Origin of the sequence: Actinomadura montaniterrae (assembly GCF_008923365.1) — a bacterium.
In the GTDB taxonomy this organism is placed as follows: domain Bacteria; phylum Actinomycetota; class Actinomycetes; order Streptosporangiales; family Streptosporangiaceae; genus Spirillospora; species Spirillospora montaniterrae.
On the sequence record NZ_WBMR01000005.1, the window covers coordinates 74706 to 99298 of the forward strand.

A 24593-nucleotide genomic window follows, 5' to 3' on the forward strand; every position below is an offset into this window, starting at 1 on the left:
GCGGCGCCCGGCTAGGGGAAGCCGATCTCGACGCCCTTGCGGTCGCTGGTGTAGCGGGCGTTCCACACGTACATCTTCAGGTCGCCGGCGGACAGCGCGTCCTTGACCGGCAGGTCCGTCGCGATCCGCACCAGGTAGGAGGCGCCCGCGGGCATCATCTGGTCGCCGTCGTCGTTGACCGGCGCCTTCGACCCGCCGAGCCGGGCGGTGATCTTGCTGTGGTTGGGCAGGGTGCACAGGTCGTCGGGGATGCCCGGCTGCGGCATGCAGCGGCCCTGCGCGTCCGCCGGGACCTGCGACTTCGGCATGAACAGGTCCGCCGGGAAGTCCAGCAGGACGGGCCTGCGCTGGCTGTTGGTGAGGACGTAGTCGGCGTAGGCGTACGTCGTGCCGGACGGCGGCGCCTCGGTCGCGCCGAGCGGCTGCCGGTCCGTCCCGGCCTTCACGGCGGCGAGGCTGTAGCCGTAGCCCTCGGGGGTGGTGAAGTTGACGGGCGGCCCGGTCTTCGGCAGCGGGGCGGCGCTCTGCGACCCGGTCTCGCCCTGGCTGGCGAGCGACGGCCGGCCGGTGCCGCCCGCGTCGCCGGACGGCCGGAAGTAGACGATCCCGGCGGCGACGGCGGCGATGCCCACGACGCCCGTGAGGGCGCCGGCGAGGCCGAGCCGGCCCGCGCCGCTCTTCCTTCTTCGGCGGTGTGAGTGGTAGCTGTTCGACACGTTCCTCGTGCTCCCTCGGGCCCGTTTCCTGCCCAGTAAGCGCGTCCTGCCTGCAGGGGCCAGTCACGATACAGGACGGCCGGAACCGTGGCGGCCGGGCCTCCCCGGCCGGGGAAGCGGCGGAACCACCTGGTCAGGACCTTACGAAGTGCGTCCGACAAGGGCGTCACGGCCGAGCCCGCGCAGCGAGGCGTCGAGCACCTGCGCGGTGTGCGCGACCGCGATGTGCGCGCCGCGGCGTTGCAGCGCTGTGGCGATCTGCATGGAGCAGCCGGGGTTGGCGGCGACGAGTAGTTCGGCTCCGGTGGCGTCCACGTTCACCGCCTTGCGGTCGCCCAATGCGGAGGCGGCCTCCGGCTGGAGGAGATTGTAGGTGCCGGCGGATCCGCAGCAGAGGTCCGGTTCGGCTATCTCCATGACGGTCAGCTCCGGGATGCCGCCCAGCAGGGCCCGCGGCTGGGCGCGGACGCCCTGCGCATGGGACAGATGGCACGCGTCGTGGTAGGCGAGCGTGACCGGAAGTGGCCGACGTTCCGCGCGGGGCCCGAGTTCCACGAGGAACTCGGCGAGGTCCCTGGTCTTGGCCGACAGCGCCTCGGCTCGGGCGGCCCACGCCGGGTCGTCGGCGAGCAGCGCCCGGTACTCCTTCATCGCCGAGCCGCAGCCCGCGGAGTTCACCACGATGACGTCGGCGGACTCGAAGGTCTCGACCGTCCGGCGGGCGAAGGCGCGGGCCTCGTCCTCGCGGCCGGAGTGCAGCGACAGTGCGCCGCAGCACCCCTGGTTCCCGGGGATGACCACGTCGCAGCCCTCTAGCGCGAGGACGCGCGCGGTGGCCGCGTTGACGCCGGGGAAGAACTCGCCCTGGACGCAGCCCGTCAGCATCCCGACCGTCGCGCGGCGCTTGCCGCGCGCGGCGACGAACTCGGGCAGGCGCGGCGCCTTGCCAAGGGGCGGCGCGAGACGTTCCATCGCCGCGACGGACGGCGAGATGCGTTCCAGGACGCCGCTGCGCCGCACCAGCCGGTCCAGACCCGACTTCTGGTAGGCACGCAGCGGTCCGCGGAGCGCGCGCAGACGCCGCCTGTACGGGAACAGGCGGAAGATCGCCTCGCGTATGGCCCGTTCCTTGAGCGAACGGGGATGCTCGCGTTCCACCTCCGCCCGCGTCGTCTCGATGAGCCGGTCGTACTGCACGCCGGACGGGCACGCCGTCACGCACGCCATGCATCCGAGGCACTGGTCGAAGTGCTGCACCATCGGCGCGTTGAGGGGCGCGCCCTCGGCGTGCTGCTGCATGAGGTGGATGCGTCCGCGCGGGGAGTCCATCTCCTCGCCCCACAGCACGTAGGTGGGGCACGTCGGCAGGCAGAAACCGCAGTGCACGCAGTCCCCGAGGAGTTTCGGGAGGTCGTCCTGGGCGCTCATTCAGATTCCTCCCACGAAGCGGCCGGGGGACAGCCGATGATCGGGATCGAACTGGTCCTTCACCCGGCGCATCAACGAGAGGGCCGGAACCGGCCCCCACGGATCGATTTCACTGCGCACATCCTGCGGCGCGTAGCGGACGACGGCGCCGCCCTTGTGGCGGCCTAGGACGTCGCGTAGTGCGCCGAGCGTTGCGGCCACTTCCTCGGCCGCCATCCCGGAGGGGAGACCGATCTGTCCGTGTCCGCTGCCGCTCCATGTCATCGCCACGTCGTGCTGTAGGCCGTCGACAAGGCCGATGAGTTCGCGGAGGGACGGCGGTGGTGCGGTCACGTCGATGAGGGTGGTGCCGTCCGGGTAAAGGCCCCAGCCGTCCGGCGCCTCCTCGGTGACCCGGGCATCGCCGCCGAGGAGCTTGACGAGCTGCCCAGCGCGCGCGGCGACACCGTCCGGGACGCCTTCCAGCAGCGCCGCGACCGTCCCAGGACCGATGTACTCGAGAGCACTCGGCGCAGTGGGGGAGTGCAGGACGGCCTGGACGGCCTCGTGCGCCTCCTCCGGGCCGCTCACCCGGCGCGTGACCCACGCCGCCGCGGCCGGCACCGGATGCAGGCGGAACGTCGCCTCCACGATGAGCCCGAGCGTCCCGTACGAGCCGGAGAACAGCCGCCCCAGGTCGTAGCCCGCGACGTTCTTGACGACCTTTCCGCCGGACCGTGCGATCTTCCCGTCGGCCCGGACGACCGTGAGCCCGATGACCAGGTTGCGCGGCGTCCCGAACAGCGTGCGTAGCGGGCCGGCGGCCCCGCTGGCGATCGTCCCGCCGACCGTGGAGCCGGGCAGCGGGACGTCCAGGGACAGCCGCTGCCCCTTCTCCGCGAGCAGCCCGGCCAGCGTCTCCAGCGGCAGGCCGGCCTCCGCGGTGGCGACGAGGTCGCCGGAGGCGTGCTCGACCAGCCTGTCCAGCCGGTGGGTGTCCACGAGCAGGTCGCAGCCCCGCGGAGGCGTCCCCCAGTCCAGCCGCGTCTCGGCGCCGCGCGGGACCACGGACAGGCCCTGCTCGGCGGCGACGCGCATCACCTCCGCGGCCTCCGCGACCGACGACGGCGCCGCCACCAGCGCGGGCTGCACGCCCAGCACGCCCTCCTCGGGCTCGCCGGCGCGGACGTCGTCGCAGACCTTCGCCAGAGCCTCCAACGGCCGCATCAGAAGATGTCCGCCTTTCCCTCGTACGGGTGCGGGCCCTTCCGCACGCCCGGGACCTCGCCGCACAGCCGCGGCGTGGGGAAGACCTTCCCCGGGTTGCACAGTCCCGCGGGATCGAACCCGCAGCGGACCATCTGCATCGTGTCCAGATCGGTGTCGGTGAACATCCGCGGCATGTAGCGGGACTTGTCGACGCCCACGCCGTGCTCGCCGGTGATGGACCCGCCGTGCTCGATGCACAGGTCGAGGATCGCGCCCGACACCTCCTCGGCGCGCTCCGCGGCGCCCGGCTCGGCGTCGTCGAACAGCACCAGCGGATGCAGGTTGCCGTCCCCGGCGTGGAACACGTTCGCGACCCGCACGCCCGACTCGGCCGACAGCGCGTCGATCCGCGCCAGCACCTTCGGCAGCGCGGTTCGCGGGATGACGCCGTCCTGCACGATGTAGGCGGGGCTGATCCGGCCGACCGCCGCGAACGCCGACTTGCGCCCCGTCCAGATCAGCGCGCGCTCCGCGTCGTCCGCCGCGATCCGGATCTCGAACGCGCCCGCGTCCCGGCACAGCCGCTCCACCTCGGCGAACTGCGCGGCGACCTCCGCGTCCGGGCCGTCCAGCTCCACGATCAGCACCGCGCCCGCGCCCGGCGGGTACTCGCAGCGCACCGCCGCCTCCGCCGCCTCGATCGACAGCGCGTCCATCATCTCGATCGCCGCCGGCACCATCCCCGCGCCGATGATCGCCGACACCGCCGTGCCGCCCGCCTCGATCGAGTCGAACGCCGCGAGCAGCGTCTGCACGGTCTCCGGCACCCGCGTCAGCCGCACCGTGATCTTGGTGGTGATGCCGAGCGTGCCCTCCGCCCCGACGAACACGCCGAGCAGGTCGTAGCCGGGGCCGTCCGCCGCCAGCTCCACCAGCTCGCCGTCCGGCGTGACGACCTCGCACGCGAGCACGTGGTGGGCGGTGAACCCGTACTTCAGGCAGTGCGCGCCGCCGGAGTTCTCCGCCACGTTCCCGCCGACCGAGCAGATCTGCTGGCTGGACGGGTCGGGCGCGAAGTAGTACCCGTACGGGCGGACGGCCCGCGTCACGTCCAGGTTGATCACGCCGGGCTCGACCACGGCCCGCTGCCCCGGGACGTCGATCTCCAGGATCCGCCGCATCCGGGACGTGACGATCAGCACCCCGTCCGCGCGGGGGAGCGCCCCGCCGGACAGGCCCGTCCCGGACCCGCGCGCCACGTAGGGGACGCCCGCGTCCGCGCACGCGCGCACGATCGCCGCGATCTCCTCGGCGGTGTCGGGCAGCACGACGATGCCGGGCGTCGACCGGTGGTTGGTGAGGCCGTCGCACTCGTAGGTGCGCAGCCGCACCGGGTCGGTGATCACCCGGTCGGGCCCGAGCAGCGCGTCCAGGCGCGGGCCCAGCGCCTTCAGTAGCGGTTCCATCCCCTCCACCATCCTCCCGGCCCCCCGCGAACGGCAAGATCGGACCGCCCGGTCCCGGGCGGCCCGATCGTCGCGTCAGATCACGGGAACTGCTGGTAGGCGGGGGTGGTGAGGAACTCGGAGTACTCGTCCGCGAGCGTGACCTCCTTGAAGAGGGTCACCGCCTGCGCGTAGCGCGGCTCGTTGTAGGCGTCGCCGAGCTCGGCGCGGATCTTGGCCAGCTCCTCGTCCAGGAGCTGCTCGACCCACTCCTTGGTGATCTTCTTGCCCTCGGCGGTGGAGACGCCGTTGTAGATCCACTGCCACACCTGCGAGCGGGAGATCTCCGCGGTGGCGGCGTCCTCCATGAGGTTGTGGATGGCGACGGCGCCGGAGCCGTTCAGCCAGGTGGCGAGGTAGCGCAGCGCGACGTCGACGTTGCCCCGCAGGCCCGCCTCGGTGATGTCGCCGGGGGTGGCCTTGACGTTGAGCAGGTCGGCGGCGGAGACGCTGACGTCCTCGCGGAGCCGGTCGCGCTGGTTCGGCTTGTCGCCCAGCACGCCGTCGAAGACCTCGCGGCAGACCGGGACGAGGTCGGGGTGGGCGACCCAGGAGCCGTCGAAGCCGTCGCCGGACTCGCGGGTCTTGTCGGCCCGGACCTTCTCCAGCGCGACCTTGTTGACCTCCTCGTCCTTGCGGGACGGGATGAACGCGGCCATGCCGCCGATCGCGTGCGCGCCGCGCTTGTGGCAGGTGCGGACGAGCAGCTCGGTGTAGGCGCGCATGAACGGCGCGGTCATGGTGATCGCGTTGCGCTCGGGCAGCACGAAGTCGGCGCCGCGGTCGCGGAACTTCTTGATCACCGAGAACAGGTAGTCCCAGCGGCCGGCGTTCAGGCCGGCGGAGTGGTCGCGCAGCTCGTAGAGGATCTCCTCCATCTCGAACGCGGCCGGGATCGTCTCGATCAGCACGGTCGCGCGGATCGTGCCGCGCGGGATCTCCAGGGCGTCCTGGGCGAGGTTGAAGGCGTCGTTCCAGAGCCGCGCCTCCAGGTGGCTCTCCATCTTCGGCAGGTAGAAGTAGGGGCCCTTGCCCTTGTCCAGCTGCCGGCGGGCGCTGTGGAAGAAGTACAGCCCGAAGTCGAACAGCGACCCCGACATCGGCTCGCCGTCGACGAGGAGGTGCTTCTCCTCCATGTGCCAGCCGCGGGGGCGCACGACGATGGTGGCCAGCTCGGCGTCGTCCTTGAGCGCGTAGGACTTGCCGGACTTGGCGTCGGTGAAGTCGATGGTGCGGTCGAGGGCGTCGCGCAGGTTCAGCTGCCCCTCGATCATGTTGTTCCACAGCGGGGTGTTGGCGTCCTCGAAGTCCGCCAGCCACACCTTCGCGCCCGAGTTCAGCGCGTTGATGGTCATCTTCCGGTCGGTCGGGCCGGTGATCTCGACGCGGCGGTCCTCCAGGCCCGGCGCCGGGTCGGCGACCCGCCAGGTCTCGTCCGCGCGGACGGACGCGGTCTCGGGCAGGAAGTCGAGCGTCCCGCCCTCCGACAGCTTGCGCTGGCGCTCCGCGCGGGCCGCCAGCAGCTCTTTGCGGCGCCCGCCCAGCTCGCGCTGCAGGGCGGCGAGCAGGCCGAGCGCCTCGGGCGTCAGGATCTCCTCGTACCGCTCCCCGAGAGGTCCGGCGACCTCGACACCTTCCAGTTCGGCCATCTGCTCGCCCTTTCGTCTGGTGAAATTCCACTTCTGTCTTATGGAGTAACGCTACTCGGCGGTACAGAGCCCGGTCAAAGCGGGGCCGCCCGCCCGCCGTGCCGTTGACCTCCCCGCGCGCGCGGCGGGTACGCACCTGTCTTGGCGTCCCTATAACCACGTGACCCGCGACGACGGCCCGTGAGACGATCCCGGGGAAGATACGGCCGCGCCGCGGCGTTCTACCGAGGACATATGACTCTTCCTTTCTCTGCAGACCAGACCCACGAGGACCGGACCTACGACGAGACCGACGCCGAGCCCATGACCGGCGAGCTCGACCTCGAGGACCGGCGGGCACTGCGCCGCGTCGCGGGACTGTCCACCGAGCTCACCGACGTCACCGAGGTCGAGTACCGCGCCCTGCGGCTGGAGCGGGTCGTCCTCGTCGGCGTGTGGACCGAGGGCACCGCGGCCGACGCCGAGAACTCCCTGCGCGAGCTGGCGCTGCTCGCCGAGACCGCGGGCTCCCAGGTGCTCGAGGGGCTCGTCCAGCGCCGGTCCCGGCCCGACCCGGCCACCTACATCGGCTCCGGCAAGGCCGCCGAGCTGCGCGACGTCGTCATCTCCACCGGCGCCGACACCGTCATCTGCGACGGCGAGCTGGCCCCGAGCCAGCTGCGGCACCTGGAGGAGACCGTCCAGGTCAAGGTCATCGACCGGACCGCGCTGATCCTCGACATCTTCGCCCAGCACGCCAAGAGTCGCGAGGGCAAGGCGCAGGTCGAGCTCGCGCAGCTCAACTACCTGCTGCCGCGCCTGCGCGGCTGGGGCGGCAACCTGTCCCGGCAGGTCGGCGGGCGCGCCGCCGGCGGCGTCGGCATCGGCGGCCGCGGCCCCGGCGAGACCAAGATCGAGCTGGACCGGCGGCGGATCCGCACCCGGATGGCCAAGCTGCGCCGGCAGATCGCCGAGATGTCCAAGGCCCGCGACACCAAGCGCGGCGAGCGGCGCCGCAACGAGGTGCCCGCCGTCGCCATCGCCGGCTACACCAACGCCGGCAAGTCGTCCCTGCTCAACGCGCTCACCGGCGCCGGGGTGCTGGTGGAGAACGCGCTGTTCGCCACCCTCGACCCCACCGTCCGGCGCGCCGAGACGCCCGGCGGCCGCGCCTACACCCTCGCCGACACCGTCGGGTTCGTCCGGCACCTGCCGCACCAGCTCGTCGAGGCGTTCCGCTCGACGCTGGAGGAGGTCACCGACGCCGGGCTGATCCTGCACGTCGTGGACGGCTCCGACGCCGACCCCGAGGCGCAGATCGACGCCGTCCGCGAGGTGCTCCGCGAGATCGGCGCCGACGCGATCCCGGAGATCGTCGTCATCAACAAGGCGGACGCGGCCGACGACCTGGCGATCGCCCGCCTGCAGCGGCGCGAGCCGCACAGCGTCGTCGTCTCCGCCCGCACCGGGTTCGGCATCGAGGACCTGCGGGAGGCCATCGAGGCCGACCTGCCCGGCCTGGACGCCGAGCTGCGCGCGCTCGTCCCGTACGAGCGCGGCGACCTGGTCGCGCGGGTACACGACCGCGGCGAGGTGCTCAAGCAGGAGCACGTCGCCGAGGGCACGCTGCTGCACGCGCGCGTCCCCGAGGACGTCGCCGGCGAGCTGGCCCGGTACGAGGTCGCGGCACAGATCGTCTGACCGTCCCGGTCTCCGGACCGCGATCCGCGCCGCGCCCACCGCGGGCGGCCGGACAGCACGATCGCCCGGGCTCGGGCCGTCCGAAAAGGACGGTCCGAGCCCGTCCGAATACCGGTCCCGGGCGGATCCTGGTCGCCGAACGGTGACAGCTTCCCCAATCGGCTTGACGGTTCGGTTGAAATCCGTACGGTCGAAGGGCTAGGGGGCGGGTGATGGCTGTCGATGGGCTGCGAACGCACACCACGGAGTGCGCGGACGGGCGTGCGGGCCGTGCCGGGCCGGCCGGCCGGCGCCGCGCAGAGCTTGTCGGCCGGGCCTTCAGTGCACTACCGTGACGAAACCGATATCTCCGGTCTCGTTGCCAGTGGTGGTCGCCCGATCACCCGGCCCTCCAACGGTGAATCGCCGGCACCCAGTCGGCGTTTCGGATCGAGAGCAGGTGGCCCCATCGATGGCAGGTGCGAACACCGGACGGCGCGCAGGCGGCCCGCTCCATCCCTCCCTGCTCCTCTCCCACACAGCGTCCGGTACCGCGCCGCGCGGCGCGTCGTCCCAAGCAGGTCGGTGACCCTATGACGGTACGGCTGTTGACGAACATCGGCAGGCTCTGGACGGGCACCGACGTCTGCAGCAACGCCGCCGTGCTGATCCACGACGACCGCATCGTGTGGGCCGGCCCCGCCTCGGACCTCCCGCAGAGCGTCCCCGGGATCATCGACGACATCGTCGACGTCGACCACGTGGAGAACCTCGGCGGCGGCCTCGTCACGCCCGGCCTCATCGACGCCCACTCCCACCCCGTCTACGCGGGCAACCGCTGGGCCGAGCTCGCGATGCGCACCAGCGGCTCCTCGCACTCCGCCATCGCGGCGGCGGCGGCGGCGTCAACTCCACCGTCACCGTGACCCGCGGCACCGACCCCTGGACGCTGTGCAACGGCGTCCGCGAGCGGCTCCGCCAGTGGATCCTCGCAGGCACCACCACCGTCGAGGCCAAGACCGGCTACCACCTCACCCGCGACGGCGAGCTCGCCGACATCCGGATGCTGCGCTCGCTGGAGGGCGAGCCGTCCATGCCGCGCATCCACGCGACGTTCCTCGCCGCCCACATCCTCCCGCCGGAGTTCTTCGGCCGCCGCCGCGACTACATCGAGGCCGTCCGCCTGTGGGCCGGCGACGCCGCCGTGGCCGGCGCCGACTCCATCGACGTCTACTGCGACGAAGGCCACTTCACCGCCGAAGAGGCCCGCGCCCTGCTGCTCACCGGCAAGCGCGCCGGGCTGAAGGCCCGCATGCACGCCTGCGCCAACGAGCGCATCGGCGCCGCGCAGGTCGCCGCCGAGGTCGGCTGCGCGTCCGCCGACCTGCTCACCCAGGCCAACGACGACGACATCAAGGCCCTCGCGCACGCCGGCGTCACCGCCACCGTCTGCCCCGGCAGCGCCCTCAACAGCAGCCGCGCCCCGGCACCCGTCCGGCAGATGCTCGACCGCGGCGTCACCGTCGCGCTCGGCACCGACCACAACCCCGGCCAGTGCGGCATCACGTCGATGCCGCTGGTCATCGGCCTGTCCGTGGCCATGTTCGGGCTGAGCGTCACCGAGGCGCTGCGCGCCGCCACCCTCGGCGGGGCCGCCGCCCTGCGCGTCGGCGACCGCGGCTCCCTCGCCCCGGGCATGCTCGCCGACATCGTGCTGTGGGACGCCGACCACGAAGGCGCGTTCGCATGGGCGTTCGGCCTGCGCGCGCTGCGCGTGTGGCGCGGCGGCGTCCCGGTCCAGCCCTGACGGGGCGTCTTCTTTACACGCCGATATGTCGCGGACATCCCCGAGTGGAGATCGGGGGGTAATGTCCCGTTCATGGGCAGCGCCGTCGCGGTCGTCACGGATTCCACCGCCTACCTCCCGCCGGGGCTCGCCGAACGGCACGGGCTGACCGTCGTCCCCCTGCAGATCTCCCTCGGCGGCGCCATGCGCGACGAAGGAGACATCAGCGGCGACGAAGCCGTCCGGGCGCTCCGGGACCGGCGGCCCGTCAGGACGTCCCGCCCCTCGCCCGGACGGTTCGCCCAGGCCTACGAGAGCGCCGCGGAGGCCGGCGCCGACGCCGTGGTGTCGGTGCACCTGTCCGCGGCCATGTCCGGGACGCTCGCCGCCGCCCGCCTCGCCGCCGCGGACGCGCCCGTTCCCGTCAGCGTCGTCGACAGCGGAACCATCGGCATGGGCCTCGGCCTCGCCGCCCTCTCCGCGGCCGCCGCCGCGATGGCGGGCGGGGACGCCGAGACCGTCGCGCGCGCCGCGGCACGCCGCGCCGGAATGTCCCGCTCCCTGCTCTACGTCGACACCCTCGAACACCTGCGGCGCGGCGGCCGGATCGGCGCCGCCGGGGCGCTCTTCGGCTCCGCCCTCATGGTCAAGCCGCTCCTGGACATCGCCGGCGGCCGGATCGTCCCGCTGGAGAAGGTCCGCACGTCCGCGCGGGCCCTGGCCCGGCTGGAGGAGATCGCCGTCGAGCAGGCGGGCTCCCGCCGCGTCGACCTCGGCGTCCAGCACCTCGCCGCCGCGTCCCGCGCCGACGCCCTCGCCGCCCGGCTCCGTGACCGCATCCCGCACGTCGAGGACGTCTACGTCGGCGAGGTCGGCCCCGTCATCGGCGCGCACGTCGGCCCCGGGATGCTCGGCGTGGTGATCGCCCCGCAACTCTGACGCGTATCCCCTGGTCAGAGGGGGTGTGGCGCGAGTTATCCACATTTTCCGCAGGCCCTGCTCGGGGCCGGGCGGCGCGCCTAACGTCGGCGTCATGACAGCCGACGACCGCCTCCACTCCCTCGCCGACCGGCTCAAGCCGCCGCCTGCACAGCCGCTGTCCGCGCAGCCGCCGTCTGCGCAGCCGCCGTCGGCGCGGCTGCGCTCTGTGCCCGAGAAGGCGAACGTCCGCGTCCTGGCCGTCATCGCGGTGATCGCCGCGCTGGTCGCCGGCGGCTACCTCTGGCTCGCCCGCCCCCGCCCCGACCCGGCGCCCGCCACCGCGGACGCCGCCGCGACCGAGGTCCCCGCCGCTTCCGCACCGTCCGGGCCGTCGCCTGCCGCCGTGCCCGCCGGCGCCTCCGGCCCCGCGTCCGTGGTCGTCCACGTCCTCGGCAAGGTCAGGCACCCCGGCGTCGTCACCCTGCCGTCCGGCTCCCGCGTCGAGGAGGCCATCAAGGCCGCGGGCGGCGTGCGTCCCGGCGCCGGCACCGGCACGCTCAACCTCGCCCGCAAGCTCGTCGACGGCGAGCAGATCCCGGTCGGCGTCCGCCTGCCCTCGCCCGCGCCCGGCGAGCCGCCACCAGGGCAGCCCCCGCCCGGGCCCGCGGCCTCCGGGGCGCCCGGCACGCCCGTCGACCTCAACACCGCGACCGCCGGCCAGCTCGACCAGCTCCCCGGCGTCGGCCCCGTCCTCGCCCAGCGCATCGTCGACTACCGCACGCAGCACGGCGGCTTCCGCTCCGTCGACCAGCTCCAGGACGTCGACGGCATCGGCGCCCGCCGCTTCGCCGACCTGAAGCCGATGGTGCGCGTATGACCCCCGACCTCCGCCTGGCCGCCCCGGCCCTCGCCGCCTGGATCACCGCCGCCCTGACGATCGGCTTCCCGCCCGCCCTCACCTGGACCGTGGCCGCCACCACGACCACCACCGCCCTCTACCTCCTCACCACCGCCCGCCGCACCCCACCCACCCCCGATGCCGCGCCCGCAGTGCTCGGAAGCCGAGAACCGACCGCCCGGGGTGAGCCTCTGCTGCCGGATGCGGCGCAGGGCCGAGCGCGGTTGGGGGACCAGTTCGCCGGGTCTTCGCTCGATAGCTGCCAGGGGCGAGACGGAGGAGTGCAGTGGGCGCCGTCAGGGCCCGGGTTCAGGCGCGGGCGTTCGACCTCTGCCCGGGATGAGCCTCTGCTGCCGGACGCGGCGCAGGGCCGAGCGCGGTCAGGGGACGAGTCCGCCGGGTCTTCGCTTGATACCTGCCAGGGGCGAGACGGAGCAGTGCAGTGGGCGCCGCCAGGACCGGGGTTCAGACGCGGGCGTTCGACCGCTGCCCGGGATGAGCCACTGCTGTCGGACGCGCCGGCGTGGAGATCGCAGGAGGCGGTCGGGGTCGGCGGGACTTCGATCGGGGCCGGTTTGGAGTCTGGTGGTGACGCGCGGCGCGCTTCGGCGGGACGGGCGGGTGCGCGGCGGACGCTCGCGGGACGGGCGGTTGCGCGGCGGACGCTCACGGGAGGGGCGGGTGCGGGGCGGACGTTGCTGAGACGGGCGGCCGAGCAGCGGGGGTTAACGGAAGCGCTCGTGGGGGGTGGGCGGCTCGCCATCGCCCGCATGACCGCGTCCCGGGCGAGAGGCGGCGCACGCGGGATCTCGGGGACGGTCAATCGGCGGTTGCTGGGGATGGTGCTGGTCTGCGTGGCCGCGTCCGCGACCGGGGTGGCGTTCCGGGCGACCGCCGTCGGCACGGGGCCGGTGTGGACGCTCGCACGGACGGGAGGGGCGTCGTCGGCCGAGGCGGTGCTGACCGGGGACCCGCAGGCCAGGAAGGCCGGCGGGCGGCCCCTGGTGATCGTCCGGGCGCGGGTCGAGGCGGTCGCGCGGGCCCGGGTGCGCGTGCCGGTGCTGCTGATCGCGCACGACCCGCGGTGGCTCGGGCTGCTGCCGAGCCAGCGGGTGCGGCTGCGCGGCCGGTTCGAGAAGCCGCGCGGCGCCGAACTGCTCGCCGCCGTGGTGATCGTCCGGGGCCCGCCCGTGCTCCTCGGCGGCCCGTCCGACGTCCAGCGGGCCGCCGAGGCCGTGCGGGCGCGGCTGCGCGCGGCGGTCGACCGGCTCCCGCCCGACCAGCGGGGCGTCCTGCCCGGCATGGTCGACGGCGACACCTCCCGGCTCGACCCGGCCCTCGCCGACGACTTCCGCACCGCGGGCCTCAGCCACCTGCTGGTCGTCTCCGGCGCCAACCTCGCGATCGTCATCGGCGCGGTCCTGTGGCTGTGCCGCGTCGCGGGGCTGGGCCGCCGCCGCGCCCCGCCCGTCGCTGCCGTCGCGGTGGTCGCGTTCGTGCTGGTCGCCCGGCCGGACCCGAGCGTCCTGCGGGCCACCGTCATGGGCCTGGTGGCGCTGCTTGCCCTGTTCACCGGACGCTCCCGGCAGGGCGTTCCCGCGCTGTGCGCGGCGGTGCTCCTGCTCGTCCTGATCGACCCGGAACTGGCGCGCTCGTACGGCTTCGCGCTGTCCGTGCTGGCGACGGCGGGCCTGCTCGTCCTCGCGCCGCCCTGGCGGGAGCGGCTCGCGCGCCGCCTGCCCGGCCCGCTCGCCGACGCCCTCGCCGTCGCGGCCGCCGCCGAGGTCGCCGTCGCCCCGGTCCTCGTGATGCTCTCCGGAGAGGTCGGTGTGGTGTCCCTGCTGGCGAACCTGCTCGCGGCGCCGGCCGTGGCGCCCGCGACGTTGCTCGGCGCGCTCGCCACCGCGATCGCGCCCGTGTCGCTGCCGCTCGCCCGCCTGACGGTCCGTCCCGCCGGCCTCGCCGTGGGCTGGATCATCTGGATCGCCCGCACCGCCGCCGCGCTTCCGTACGCCACCATCCCGTGGACGGGCGGCGGGCTCGGCGCGGTGACCCTGCTGCTGGCAGGCGGCGTCGCCGTCCTGATCCTGCGCCACCCCGGGCTGCGCATGGCGGCGGTCGCAGCGATGGCCGGGGTGCTGATCGCCGTCGTGGTGCTGCGGGTCACGGCTCCGGGCTGGCCGCCGCCGGGCTGGCAACTGGTCGCCTGCGACGTCGGCCAAGGTGACGCGCTCGCGCTCGCCGCCGGACCCGGGCGCGCCGTCGTCGTGGACACCGGCCCCACCCCCGCCCCGGTCGACCGCTGCCTCTCCCGCCTGCGCGTGAAGGACGTGCCACTGCTCGTTCTGACCCACCCGCATGCCGACCACATCGGCGGGACGTCCGGCGTCCGGCACGGACGCACCGTCCACGAGGTCGTGAGGACGCCCCTCACCGACGGCGCCGAGAACCGCTTCATCGCCGGGCTTCCGTCGCGTCCCGCGCTCGCCGGACGGGAATGGCGCGTCGGCGACCTGACCCTGGCGATCCTCGCGCCCCTCGGCACCGGCCCCGCCCTGTCACCACGGGACGACGGCACCACGATCAACAACGCCAGCGTCGTCCTCGTGGCCCGCCGACCCGGATTCAGCGCCCTGCTCGCCGGCGACGTCGAGACCGACGCGCAGCGCGCCCTGGAGACGAGCGTCCCGCGCGTCCAGGTCCTCAAGGTCCCGCATCACGGCTCCCGCAGCCAGGACCCCCGCTTCCTGGCCGCCGCCCACGCGTCGATCTCCCTGGTCTCCGTCGGCCGGGACAACGACTACGGCCACCCGGCCCCGTCCACCCTCGGCCTGCTGCGCCGCCTCCACACCCAGGTCCACCGCACCGATCAGGACGGAGACATCGCCATTGTCCGCACCAGAACCGGCATCGCCGCCGTCCCGCGCCATTGACCCGCGCTGCCGATCGGGAGGGGTGCCGGGTGCAGTGGCGTGGCGGGGCGGGCGACGTGGCGCGGGGACGGTGTCGGGCGTGGCATGCTGCAAGGGTGTCCGAGGCCATCACCCTGATCGTGGGAGACGAAGAGCTGCTCGTGGAGCGGGCGATCGGCGAGGTCGCCGCCTCCGTGCGGGCGCGGGACCCGGACGCCGAGGTGATCGACCTCGCGCCGGGCGGGCTGGAGCCCGGGCGGATCTCGGAGCTCACGTCGCCGTCGCTGTTCGGCGGCGGGAAGGTGCTCGTGATCCGGTCCGCGCAGGACCTCGGCAAGGACCTCACCGCCGAGGTGCTCAAGTACGCCAGGGACCCGGCGGACGACGTGGTCCTCGTGGCCGTCCACCACGGCGGCGCCAAGGGCAAGGCGCTGGTGGACGGGCTGACCAAGCTGAAGGCGCGCAAGATCGCCTGCCCCAAGGTGACCAAGATGGGGGAGCGCGTCGACTTCGTGCGCGCCGAGATCCGCCGGTCCGGCGGGAAGATCTCGCCGGACGCGGCGCGCGGGCTGCTGGACGCGGTCGGCAACGACCTGCGCGAGCTGGCGGCCGCGTGCAGCCAGCTCGTCGCCGACACCGGAGGGAAGGTCGACGACGCGGCCGTCGCCCGCTACTACCGCGGCCGCGCCGAGGTCAGCGGGTTCACCGTCGCGGACAAGGCGATCGACGGGCACCTCGCGGAGGCGCTGGAGCAGCTGCGGTGGGCCCTCGCGACCGGCGTGGCACCGGTGCTCATCGTCAGCGCGCTGGCCCAGGGCGTCCGGGGACTGGCCAAGGTCGGCGGCGCACCGCGCGGAGCCCGTGGCGCCGCGCTCGCCAAGGACCTGGGGATGCCGCCGTGGAAGATCGAGCGCGTGCAGAAGCAGCTGCGCGGCTGGTCGGGCGACGGGGTGGCGCGCGCCCTCACCGCGGTGGCGGAGGCCGACGCGCAGGTCAAGGGCGGCGCAGCCGACCCCGCCTACGCGCTGGAGAAGACCGTAGCCGACATCGTCGCCGCCCGCGGCTGACCCCCGCCCCCAACCGCCGCCCTGCGCTCAGCCGCGGCCCTGCGTTCGACCGCGGCCCTGCGTTCGACCGCGGCCCTGCGTTCGACCGCGGCCCTGCGTTCGACCGCGGCCCTGCGTTCGACCGCGGCCCTGCGTTCGACCGCGGCCCTGCGTTCGACCGCGGCCCTGCGTTCGACCGCGGCCCTGCGTTCGACCGCGGCCCTGCGTTCGACCGCGGCCCTGCGTTCGACCGCGGCGCGGTGCTCGACTGCGGCGCGGTGGCCAGCCGCGGCCCGGTGCTCAGGCGCGGCGCGGTGCTTGGCCGCGCGGTGCTTGGCCGCGGCCCTCTGTCCGGTGGACGTTCCGTGCTTGGTTGCGATCTTCTGCGCGGCCGTCGTTCTGTGCGCGGCGCCGGCCCCTGGTCGGCGGAAGTCCGTGGTCGGCCGCCCTGTGCTTGGCCGCCGCCCCTGTCCGGCGCGCGTCCCGTGTGCGGGGGCTGGCTCCTGTGTGGACGCTGGCCGCTGCGTGGGGGCGGCCGGGGGTTTGGAGGCTGGCCCGTGCTTGGTGAGTGTGCTGTGTCTGGGGGTGACGGCCTTTGGTGTTGTGGGTCGCGGCGTGTTTCTGGGGTGGGGTCAGGGGGATTCGGCTTTGGTTTTCAGGCCGTTGGCTTCCATGGTGACGTAGCGGCGGGTTCGGGAGCCCATGAGGAGGGCGAGTAGCGGGGCCAGGGGGCCGGTCTGGTCGAGGGTGAGGCGGACGGTGCTGCCGCCCGACGCGCCGGGGCGGACCTCGTGGCCGCCGGTCGTGGTGACGCCGGGGGAGCGGGACCGCCAGGTGAAGTTCTCGTTCTCGGTGAACGCGGTGACCGTCCAGACCGCGGCGGGCATGCCGGGCTGGTGGACGCGGGCGCGGGCGCCCTCGCGGAGGGGCCCGTCGAGCAGCTCGACGCGGTTGATCGAGGCGGTCATGTCCGGCCAGCGCTCGACGTCCGTCAGGAGGTTCCAGACGGTGTCGGGGGCGGCGTCGATGTCGACGGTGATCTCGAGGTGCACGGTGGGCTCCCGGTGGTCAGGGCGGTGCGGATCCTGGTCAGCAGGCCGGCGACGAGGGGATCGGTGTCGCGGCCCGGCAGGTGGACGGCGTAGTAGGGGACGGCGGGCAGGTCGGTGATCTCGCGGAGGACGACCCCCGGCGGCGGGACGACGCAGCCGTTCACGACGGCGAGCCCGGCGCGCAGGGACACGAAGTGCAGCAGCAGCGGCCAGCCCTCCGCCTCGACGGCGGCGGTCCACGGCACGCCGGCGGCGCGGAGGGCGCGTTCGAGGGCGACGCGGTGCGGACCGGCGGGCGGCGGGACGACCAGGGACGCGCCGGCGAGGTCGGCGAGGGTCAGGGTCCGGCGGGCGGCGAGCGGGTGGTCGTCCGGGACGGCGAGGGCCTGCGGGTACGCGGCCAGCGGGACGGTCGCGAGGTCGGCGGGCAGCACGTCGAGGACGGCGACGCCGAGGTCGGCGCGGCCGGTGCGGACGGCGGTGAGGGTGCGGGCGCGGTCGCCGTTGACGAGCCGGACGCCGTGCCGGACGGCGTCGCCGAGCAGGTACAGGTAGGCGCCCTCGCCGGCGGCGAGGACGGGCAGGCGGGCCGGGGCGGTGCCGTCGAGGTCGGCGAGGAAGGCGGCGACGCGGGCGTCGAGGTCGCGGGCGAGGCGGGCGACGGCCTCGCCCGCGGGGGTGAGGGCGAGGCGGCGGCCGTGCCGGGTGTAGAGGGGGCGGCCGAGGGTCTCGGCGAGCTTGCGGATCTTGACGTGCAGGGCCGGCTGGGAGATGTGCAGGTCCTCGGCGGCACGGGTGAAGTTGAGGTGGTCCGCGAACGCGGCGAAGGAGGCGAGCGCGTCGGTGGACAGGCGGCTCAGCTCCATAATCTGAAACTATAGACCGCCGGTCGATCGATAGTTCAGTTCTAGCCGTGGTGCGGTCAGGCTCAGAGGCATGGAACCTCGTCTCGGCATCGATTTCGGCCGCGTCATCCAGGGCGTCTCGGCTCCGGGGACGGCGGACACGGCGTTCCTCGGCGGCTCTTTCGCTGAGGCGCTGGCGTCGCCGGCGGCGGACGGCGTGTACGACGTGCTGCCCGGGCTGGTGGAGGCGTTCGGCGGCCGCGCGTGGATCATCTCCAAGTGCGGGGAGCGGGTCCGCGAGCGGACGCTGGCGTGGCTCGACCACCACGACTTCTACGGCCGGACCGGGCTGGCCAGGGGGAACGTGCGGTTCTGCCGGAAGCGGCCGGAGAAGGCGCTGCACTGCGCGGAGCTCGGGATCACGCACATGATCGACGACCGGCTGGACGTGCACCGGGCGATCCGCGACGTCGTCCCGTACCGGTACCTGTTCGGCCCGCAGAAGGGCGAGGTCCCCGACTGGGTGCGGCACGTCCCGGCGTGGGCGGACGCCGCCGTGATCAGCGCAGATATTCCGGCGGGACGGCGTCGGCCAGCCACACGCCGTTCGCGCTGACGCGGAACGCGTGCCCGTCGGCGGCCATCCGCCCCGCCTCGACGACGAGGACGACGGGCCGGCCGCGGCGGGCGCCGACGCGCCGCGCGGTCTCGGGGTCGGCGGACAGGTGGACGGCGTGCCGGTCCATGCGCAGCAGGCCCTCACGGCGGATCGCGGGTGCGGTGGCCTCGGTGGTGCCGTGGTACAGCAGCTCCGGCGGCGGGACGGCGGGCAGGCCGAGGTCGACGTCGATGCTGTGGCCCTGGACGGCGCGGATCCGGTCGCCGTCGAGGGCGTAGCGCCGCTTGTCGTTGACGGCGACGACGTGCTCCAGCTCGGCGCGCGTGATGGGGAAGCCGTGCCGGGCGGCGGCGTCGAGGAGGTCGTCGACGCGGGCCCAGCCGCCGGCGTCGAGGGTGAGGCCGATGCGCTCGGGGCGGTGCCGCAGGTGCTTGGCGAGGTACTTGGAGATCTTCACCGTGCGCCGTGCGTCCATGGATCCCCTGCCCGGGCATGCGTCAGGGCCGGTCGCGATGGACCGGCCCCGGGCGTGCGCGTCTAGCTGAGCGCCGTGCTCACTTCGCCTGCAGCGCGGCGGCCTGCTTGGCGATGGCCGACTTGCGGTTGGCGGCCTGGTTCTTGTGGATGACGCCCTTGCTGACGGCCTTGTCCAGCTTGCGGGCGGCGGCCTGCTGCGCCGCGACGGCGGCCTCGACCTCGCCGGACTCCGCGGCCTCGCGGAACTTGCGGATCGCGGTCTTCAGCTCCGACTTGACGGCCTTGTTGCGCAGCCGCGCCTTCTCGTTCTGCTTGTTCCGCTTGATCTGGGACTTGATGTTAGCCACGTCGTAGTGCCTCAGCCTTGGTTGCGATCATGGCCTGCCATGCCGGCAGGCGCGAACAGGATGTCTGACGGGGGCGGACGGTGCCCCCGGGGCACGACGCTACGCCACACGCAGTCGCACAGCCTACCAATCGGGCCCGTCCGCCGCGAACCGGCCTGGTGCGGGCGGGGGCGGGCCCGCGCCGCGGGGCCCGCACGCCGCAGGGCCTGCACGGAGCATCGCGTCCGGCATGGGACTATGGGACGTACAGATCCATTGTCCACCTGTGAGTTTGCGAACGGACCCCGGTGCCAGCGCCTGAGCCTGACAAGACCGATCCCGCGATCATCCGCAACTTCTGCATCATCGCGCACATCGACCATGGCAAGTCGACGCTCGCGGACCGCATGCTGCAGCTGACCGGCGTGGTCGAGGAGCGCCAGATGCGCGCCCAGTACCTCGACCGGATGGACATCGAGCGCGAGCGCGGCATCACGATCAAGAGCCAGGCGGTCCGGCTGCCGTGGAGCTCCGGCGGCACCGACTACGTCCTGAACCTGATCGACACCCCCGGCCACGTCGACTTCTCCTACGAGGTGTCGCGGTCGCTGGCGGCGTGCGAGGGCGCCGTGCTGCTGGTGGACGCGGCGCAGGGCATCGAGGCGCAGACGCTCGCGAACCTGTACCTGGCGCTCGAGGCGGACCTGCACCTGATCCCGGTGCTGAACAAGATCGACCTGCCCGCGGCGCAGCCGGAGAAGTACGCCGAGGAGCTCGCCGGGATCATCGGCTGCGACCCGTCCGAGGTGCTGCGGGTGTCCGGCAAGACCGGCGAGGGCGTGCGCGAGCTGCTCGACAAGATCGTGCGGGACGTCCCGGCGCCGGTCGGCGACCCGGACGGCCCGGCGCGCGCGCTGATCTTCGACTCGGTGTACGACACCTACCGCGGCGTGGTCACCTACGTCCGGATCGTGGACGGGCACCTGTCGCGCCGCGAGAAGAGCCTGATGATGTCGACGGGCGCCGCGCACGACACCCTGGAGGTCGGCGTCATCTCCCCGGAGCCGAAGCCCGTCCAGGGGCTCGGCGTCGGCGAGGTCGGCTACCTGATCACCGGGGTGAAGGACGTCCGGCAGGCGCGGGTCGGCGACACGGTGACCGGCGCGGGACGCCCGGCGCCCGAGGCGCTCGGCGGCTACCAGGACCCGAAGCCGATGGTGTTCTCCGGCCTGTACCCGGTGGACGGCGACGAGTACCCCGAGCTGCGCGACGCGCTCGACAAGCTGCGGCTGAACGACGCGGCGCTGATCTACGAGCCGGAGACGTCCGCGGCGCTGGGGTTCGGGTTCCGCTGCGGGTTCCTCGGCCTGCTGCACATGGAGATCGTCCGTGAGCGGCTGGAGCGCGAGTTCGGCCTGTCGCTGATCTCGACGGCGCCGAACGTGGTGTACCGGGTGGTCATGGAGGACGGGTCGGAGCACACCGTCACCAACCCGAGCGAGTTCCCCGAGGGCAAGATCGGCGCGGTGTACGAGCCGGTCGTGAAGGCGACGCTGCTGTCCCCGTCCGACCACATCGGCGCGATCATGGAGCTGTGCCAGGGGCGCCGCGGGGTGCTGCTCGGCATGGACTACCTGTCGGAGGACCGGGTCGAGATCCGCTACACGCTGCCCCTCGCCGAGATCATCTTCGACTTCTTCGACCAGCTGAAGTCGCGGACCCGCGGGTACGCGTCGCTGGACTACGAGCCGAGCGGCGAGCAGGAGTCCGACCTGGTGAAGGTCGACATCCTGCTGCAGGGCGAGTCGGTGGACGCGTTCAGCCAGATCGTGCACCGCGACAAGTCGCGCGAGTACGGGCTGATGATGACCGCGAAGCTCAAGGAGCTGATCCCGCGGCAGCAGTACGAGGTGCCCATCCAGGCCGCGATCGGGGCGCGCATCATCGCGCGCGAGAACATCCGCGCCATCCGCAAGGACGTCCTCGCCAAGTGCTACGGCGGCGACATCTCCCGCAAGCGCAAGCTGCTGGAGAAGCAGAAGGAGGGCAAGAAGCGGATGAAGACGATCGGCCGGGTCGACGTCCCGCAGGAGGCCTTCGTCGCCGCGCTGTCCACCGGCGGCGAGTCCACCGACAAGGGCCGCAAGTAGCGACGCCGGGGCCGGGCGGACGCACCGCCCGGCCTGGTTGTTCGACGGTCGGCTATTTGACGATCGGCCAGGCGACGACGACCGGGACCGTGCGGAACTCGCCGCGGTTCGCGGCCCGCGCCGCGTAGACGAGGAAGAACAGCACGGCCGCGGTGAACAGCAGCGGCACCCAGATCAGGACGTCGACGGCGAGCGCGAGCAGGCCCCCGACGATCCAGACGGCGATCGCCGCGAGGCCCATGTTCAGGCCCTGCGCGGCGTGCCGGCGGACGAACGGCGAGCGCGCCTTGCCGAGGTAGACGATGGCGGGCGCGATGGCGCCGACGAGGAACTGGCCGAGGTAGGCCATCAGCGACCACGTCTTCTCGTCGTCGCTGACCGGGCCGTAGTGGCCGGGCATCGGTGTGGTGCCGCGTCCCTGGGCCGGCTGCTGCCAGGCCTGGCCCGGGCCGTCCTGCTGGGGCGGCTGCTGCCACGCGCCACCGGGCTGCGGGGGCTGCTGCGGCTGCTGCCAGGCCGAACCGGGCTGCTGCCACGGGCTCTGCTGCTGGGGCGGCTGCTGCTGCCATCCGGGCTGCTGTCCCTGGCCGGGCGACGGGGGAGGCCCGTAGGCCATGGCGGGTGTCCTCTCCGGGTTCGCTGAGCGAGCTTTGGCGAAGTGTACGACTCCTAGGACGCACCCGGAGTTCGCCCGGTTTCCCGCCTTTCCTTCCCGCGCCGCCCGGCGTGCGGCGGGTACGGGCCGTCAGGGACGCCAGAGGACGCCCGATGGGTCGCCCGGCGTGAGCGTGACCGACCCCTTCCAGGTCAGGAACGACGGCTGCGGAAGGTACGCGGCGTCCAGGAAGAAGCCCCGGTTGAGCGAGGTGACGGTGGCGGGCGCGCCGTTGTCGCCGAGCCCGATGGGACGCCGGATCGCCTCGACGCTCGCGATGTCGGACGCCTGCGTGCCCGCGGGCAGCTCGACCGTCGTCGCGACGGGCCCGTCCCGGTCGATGGACCAGGTCGGCTGGTCATGGTCGGACCGGTAGAGCCGCGACGGGTCGGACTTCAGCCGCACCCCGAGCGCCACGCCCGGCACGGACCCCGTCCCGGTGGCGGCGCCGGTGGTCTTCGCGAACTCGACGAACAGGTAGGTGCGCTGGTCGCCGACCGCCGTCGTCGCGGGATCGGACGGGTTCTCGATCTTGCCTTCGCGGAGCATCTCCTGCGCCATGACCCGGTACGTCCACGGCTGCTGGTCCATGACGTACTCGCGGGTGCGGTCCTGCGGGCGCGTGGCGGTGACGTCCGGCATGAACCGCAGCGGCGAGTCAGGGGGCGTGACGGTGTCGCACATGTTGTTGTTCACCGTGCACGTCTGCAGCACCGGGTGGTCGGCCTCGTACTTGCCGGTGAACTGCAGCGTCGCGTGGTTGGGCGCCTGGTAGACGCCGGTGCCGTCGACCCGGTTCCCCTTGGCGTCGACCTCGACGCGGTAGATCCACTCGATGTCGGTGGTGCGGCCCCAGCGGGCCATGAGGGCGGGCGTGTCCGTCCCGCCGTCCTCGTTGCTCCAGACGACCGAGTATTCGAGGATCTGGTGGCCGGGGGTGGCGGCGGGCTTGGTCTCGTGCCACGCGATCAGCGGGGTGTCGGTCGTGGCGTTCTGGTAGGCGTCGCCGGTCACCGGGAGGGTCCGTCCCACCACGACGGGCGCGTAGCGCAGGACGAGCTGGTCGGCGGACGGCATCCGGACGCCGGTCCGCGTGAGCCGCACGCGCTGGGCGGCGGGGGCGCTGCCCTTGGCGAACCGGAAGGTGACCTTGTGGCGGCCCCGGTCGACGCGGCCGAGGGCGAGGCTGCGGGGCGTCGGGTCGGACGACGGGACGACGAGGTCGGTGACGTGCCGGCCGTCCACCGCGATGGACACCACGGCGGACTCGGCGCCCTTCTCCGCCCACGACACGCCGGGCGCGGACGCGGTGAAGCCGATCAGCGCCTCCCCGGCGCGGCCGGCGGTGAAGGTGAGCGTGCGGGCGGGCCCGCCCCGGCGGACGCTGATCGTCCGCCCGGCGGCGGTGGAGGCTTCGGAGGGAGCGGCTTGGGCGGGAGCGGCTTCGGCGGGGGCGGCGGCGAGGGCGAGGGGAGCGGCGGCGAGGGCGGCGGCGGACAGGGCGAGTGCTGTGTGACGCGCACGGCTTCTCATGATCGGGAAACCTAGGGCGGCCGGATTGCGCGCCGGTGACGGGCCGGTCCCCGGTGGGTGTCGGGATCGTTGCCGAGAGGACGATCTTCCGGACGCCCAGCGACCGCGGGGGTTCAGGCGTTGGTCCGGTGCGGGACGGACGGCGCCGGAGGCTGCATCGACACCGCCGCGAACCGCTCCTCCCCGCCGACCGACCGCCGCGCCGGGGCCGGCGACCGGCCGTCCGGCTCGTACAGGGTGAGGCCGAGCGCGGGCAGCCGCACCGCCCGTCCCCGCCGCACCACCTCGTGCCCCAGCTCGGTGAGGAGCGCGGTCACGTCGCCGGCCGGCTCGTCCAGCAGGTCGATCCCGTCGAGCCGGAACCGCATCTCCGGGTTGCCGCTCCAGCCGGGCCGCCGCGTCCCGCAGATCTCCGCGACCCGCTCCGCGCCCGTCCCGGACCGGTCCGTCGACAGCGACAGCACCCCGCGCCCCACCTGCACGCTGCGGTGATCGGCCCACCCGCACAGGAACTGCGCCCTCGGCGGCGGCGTCCCGCACCGCTCGGCGACCGCGGCGAGCGTCGCCCAGGCGTCCGACGCCGGCGTGCTGAACAGCAGGTGGGCGTCCGGGAGCAGCGCACCCCGCCCCGGCTCCAGCGTGACCACGAACGGCGCGACCCGGCCGGGGAACCGCGCCGGATCCGCCTCCCGCAGCGTGACGAGGCCCTCCCACTCCACCGGGTCGTCCACCGCGAACCAGGTGATCGCGGCCTCCGCGCCGAGGTCGCCGAAGGTCGCGTCGGTGAGCCGCTCGCCGATCACGGCGCGCAGCCCCTCGGCGGTCTCGCCGAGCCTGCGCCGCCACCACGGCGGCTCCGGGTCGGAGCGCCCGCCGGTCTGCCAGAGGGTGCCGGGACCGTCGAACGCGGTGCGCCGCTCCGCGCCCTTGTCGTCGACGACGACGTAGTGCCAACCGCCGGGGCCGCCGCGCAGCAGCACGCGCGCGGGCACACGCCCCCAGTCCACCGGCCCCTCGTTCCGCATTCGGACGACCCTATCCGCCCAAGAGGGGCGGCACGCATCATTGCGGCCCGTGCCGCCCGCCTTCCGCCCGGCTCGACCAAGATCGTCCCGGCTGGGCGGCGATCGCGGCCGGCGGTTTCGCCGCGACACGGCCGGCGCTCCTCGATCCGGGCCCGGATGTCGGTACGGTCGGGGGCAGTGCGTCGACGGTACCGGAGGTTCCA

The 24593-nt window shown here is 73.7% G+C and carries 19 protein-coding genes and 1 pseudogene; 8 read left to right on the top strand and 12 right to left on the bottom strand.

Going from position 1 to position 24593, the window contains the following annotated elements:
• Positions 1–11: 11 nt before the first annotated feature.
• The 5 genes from F9B16_RS03725 to aceB all read right to left on the bottom strand — a co-directional run bounded on the left by F9B16_RS03725 (position 12) and on the right by aceB (position 6486).
• A complete protein-coding gene (locus F9B16_RS03725) occupies positions 12–716 on the bottom strand; it encodes a hypothetical protein (RefSeq protein WP_151538385.1) in 705 nt (234 codons plus the stop codon).
• A 141-nt stretch (positions 717–857) separates the two neighbouring features.
• Entirely contained in the window at positions 858–2144 is a 1287-nt protein-coding gene (locus F9B16_RS03730; RefSeq protein WP_151538386.1) for a (Fe-S)-binding protein, read from the bottom strand.
• Positions 2145–3350: an FAD-binding oxidoreductase gene (locus F9B16_RS03735; protein ID WP_151538387.1), complete on the bottom strand. Its 1206-nt coding sequence runs from the start codon at positions 3348–3350 to the stop codon at positions 2145–2147.
• On the bottom strand, positions 3350–4798 hold the full coding sequence (locus F9B16_RS03740) for an FAD-linked oxidase C-terminal domain-containing protein (RefSeq protein ID WP_192808609.1): 1449 nt from the start codon (positions 4796–4798) through the stop codon (positions 3350–3352). The genes F9B16_RS03735 and F9B16_RS03740 overlap by 1 nt, the downstream gene beginning before the upstream one ends.
• Before the next feature lie 80 nt (positions 4799–4878).
• Positions 4879–6486, bottom strand: a complete 1608-nt coding sequence (gene aceB, locus F9B16_RS03745) for a malate synthase A (RefSeq protein ID WP_151538389.1) — start codon at positions 6484–6486, stop codon at positions 4879–4881.
• Between the two features lie 234 nt (positions 6487–6720).
• On the opposite strand from aceB, the gene hflX reads away from it, so the two are divergent.
• The 6 genes and pseudogenes from hflX to holA all read left to right on the top strand — a co-directional run bounded on the left by hflX (position 6721) and on the right by holA (position 15729).
• Complete coding sequence (gene hflX, locus F9B16_RS03750; protein ID WP_404800475.1) at positions 6721–8166, top strand: GTPase HflX; 1446 nt, start codon at positions 6721–6723, stop codon at positions 8164–8166.
• A gap of 572 nt (positions 8167–8738) precedes the next feature.
• Positions 8739–9952: pseudogene (hutI, locus tag F9B16_RS03755) on the top strand (imidazolonepropionase).
• Between the two features lie 72 nt (positions 9953–10024).
• On the top strand, positions 10025–10870 hold the full coding sequence (locus tag F9B16_RS03760) for a DegV family protein (RefSeq protein ID WP_151538390.1): 846 nt from the start codon (positions 10025–10027) through the stop codon (positions 10868–10870).
• Positions 10871–10964: 94 nt separating this feature from the next.
• Positions 10965–11729, top strand: a complete 765-nt coding sequence (locus F9B16_RS03765; protein WP_151538391.1) for a ComEA family DNA-binding protein — start codon at positions 10965–10967, stop codon at positions 11727–11729.
• Between the two features lie 860 nt (positions 11730–12589).
• The gene (locus F9B16_RS03770; RefSeq protein WP_225991329.1) at positions 12590–14683 is read left to right on the top strand and encodes a ComEC/Rec2 family competence protein; all 2094 of its coding nucleotides are present in this window, start codon (positions 12590–12592) and stop codon (positions 14681–14683) included.
• A 95-nt stretch (positions 14684–14778) separates the two neighbouring features.
• On the top strand, positions 14779–15729 hold the full coding sequence (holA, locus tag F9B16_RS03775; protein ID WP_225991327.1) for a DNA polymerase III subunit delta: 951 nt from the start codon (positions 14779–14781) through the stop codon (positions 15727–15729).
• A 611-nt stretch (positions 15730–16340) separates the two neighbouring features.
• Here the strand turns inward: holA and F9B16_RS03780 are convergent.
• Positions 16341–16760 (bottom strand): SRPBCC family protein, encoded by a 420-nt coding sequence (locus F9B16_RS03780; protein ID WP_151538393.1) that lies wholly within the window; start codon positions 16758–16760, stop codon positions 16341–16343.
• Complete coding sequence (locus F9B16_RS03785) at positions 16700–17626, bottom strand: LysR family transcriptional regulator (protein WP_151538394.1); 927 nt, start codon at positions 17624–17626, stop codon at positions 16700–16702. The genes F9B16_RS03780 and F9B16_RS03785 overlap by 61 nt, the downstream gene beginning before the upstream one ends.
• A 70-nt stretch (positions 17627–17696) precedes the next feature.
• On the opposite strand from F9B16_RS03785, the gene F9B16_RS03790 reads away from it, so the two are divergent.
• Positions 17697–18221, top strand: coding sequence for a hypothetical protein (locus tag F9B16_RS03790; RefSeq protein ID WP_151538395.1), 525 nt, complete (start codon positions 17697–17699; stop codon positions 18219–18221).
• On the opposite strand, the gene F9B16_RS03795 is transcribed toward F9B16_RS03790, so the two are convergent.
• Positions 18166–18699 (bottom strand): RNA 2'-phosphotransferase, encoded by a 534-nt coding sequence (locus tag F9B16_RS03795; protein WP_151538396.1) that lies wholly within the window; start codon positions 18697–18699, stop codon positions 18166–18168. The genes F9B16_RS03790 and F9B16_RS03795 overlap by 56 nt on opposite strands.
• A 79-nt stretch (positions 18700–18778) precedes the next feature.
• Entirely contained in the window at positions 18779–19048 is a 270-nt protein-coding gene (rpsT, locus tag F9B16_RS03800) for a 30S ribosomal protein S20 (protein WP_151538397.1), read from the bottom strand.
• A gap of 287 nt (positions 19049–19335) precedes the next feature.
• On the opposite strand from rpsT, the gene lepA reads away from it, so the two are divergent.
• Positions 19336–21177, top strand: coding sequence for a translation elongation factor 4 (gene lepA, locus F9B16_RS03805; protein WP_151538398.1), 1842 nt, complete (start codon positions 19336–19338; stop codon positions 21175–21177).
• A 52-nt stretch (positions 21178–21229) separates the two neighbouring features.
• On the opposite strand, the gene F9B16_RS03810 is transcribed toward lepA, so the two are convergent.
• From F9B16_RS03810 to F9B16_RS03825, 3 genes are all read right to left on the bottom strand, one after another.
• Positions 21230–21793 carry a DUF4870 domain-containing protein gene (locus F9B16_RS03810; RefSeq protein ID WP_151538399.1) on the bottom strand — a complete coding sequence of 188 codons (564 nt, stop codon included), beginning with the start codon at positions 21791–21793 and terminating at the stop codon, positions 21230–21232.
• A 129-nt stretch (positions 21794–21922) separates the two neighbouring features.
• Complete coding sequence (locus F9B16_RS03815; protein WP_192808610.1) at positions 21923–23365, bottom strand: hypothetical protein; 1443 nt, start codon at positions 23363–23365, stop codon at positions 21923–21925.
• A 113-nt stretch (positions 23366–23478) separates the two neighbouring features.
• Positions 23479–24390 (bottom strand): hypothetical protein, encoded by a 912-nt coding sequence (locus F9B16_RS03825; protein WP_151538401.1) that lies wholly within the window; start codon positions 24388–24390, stop codon positions 23479–23481.
• Between the last annotated feature and the right edge of the window lie 203 nt (positions 24391–24593).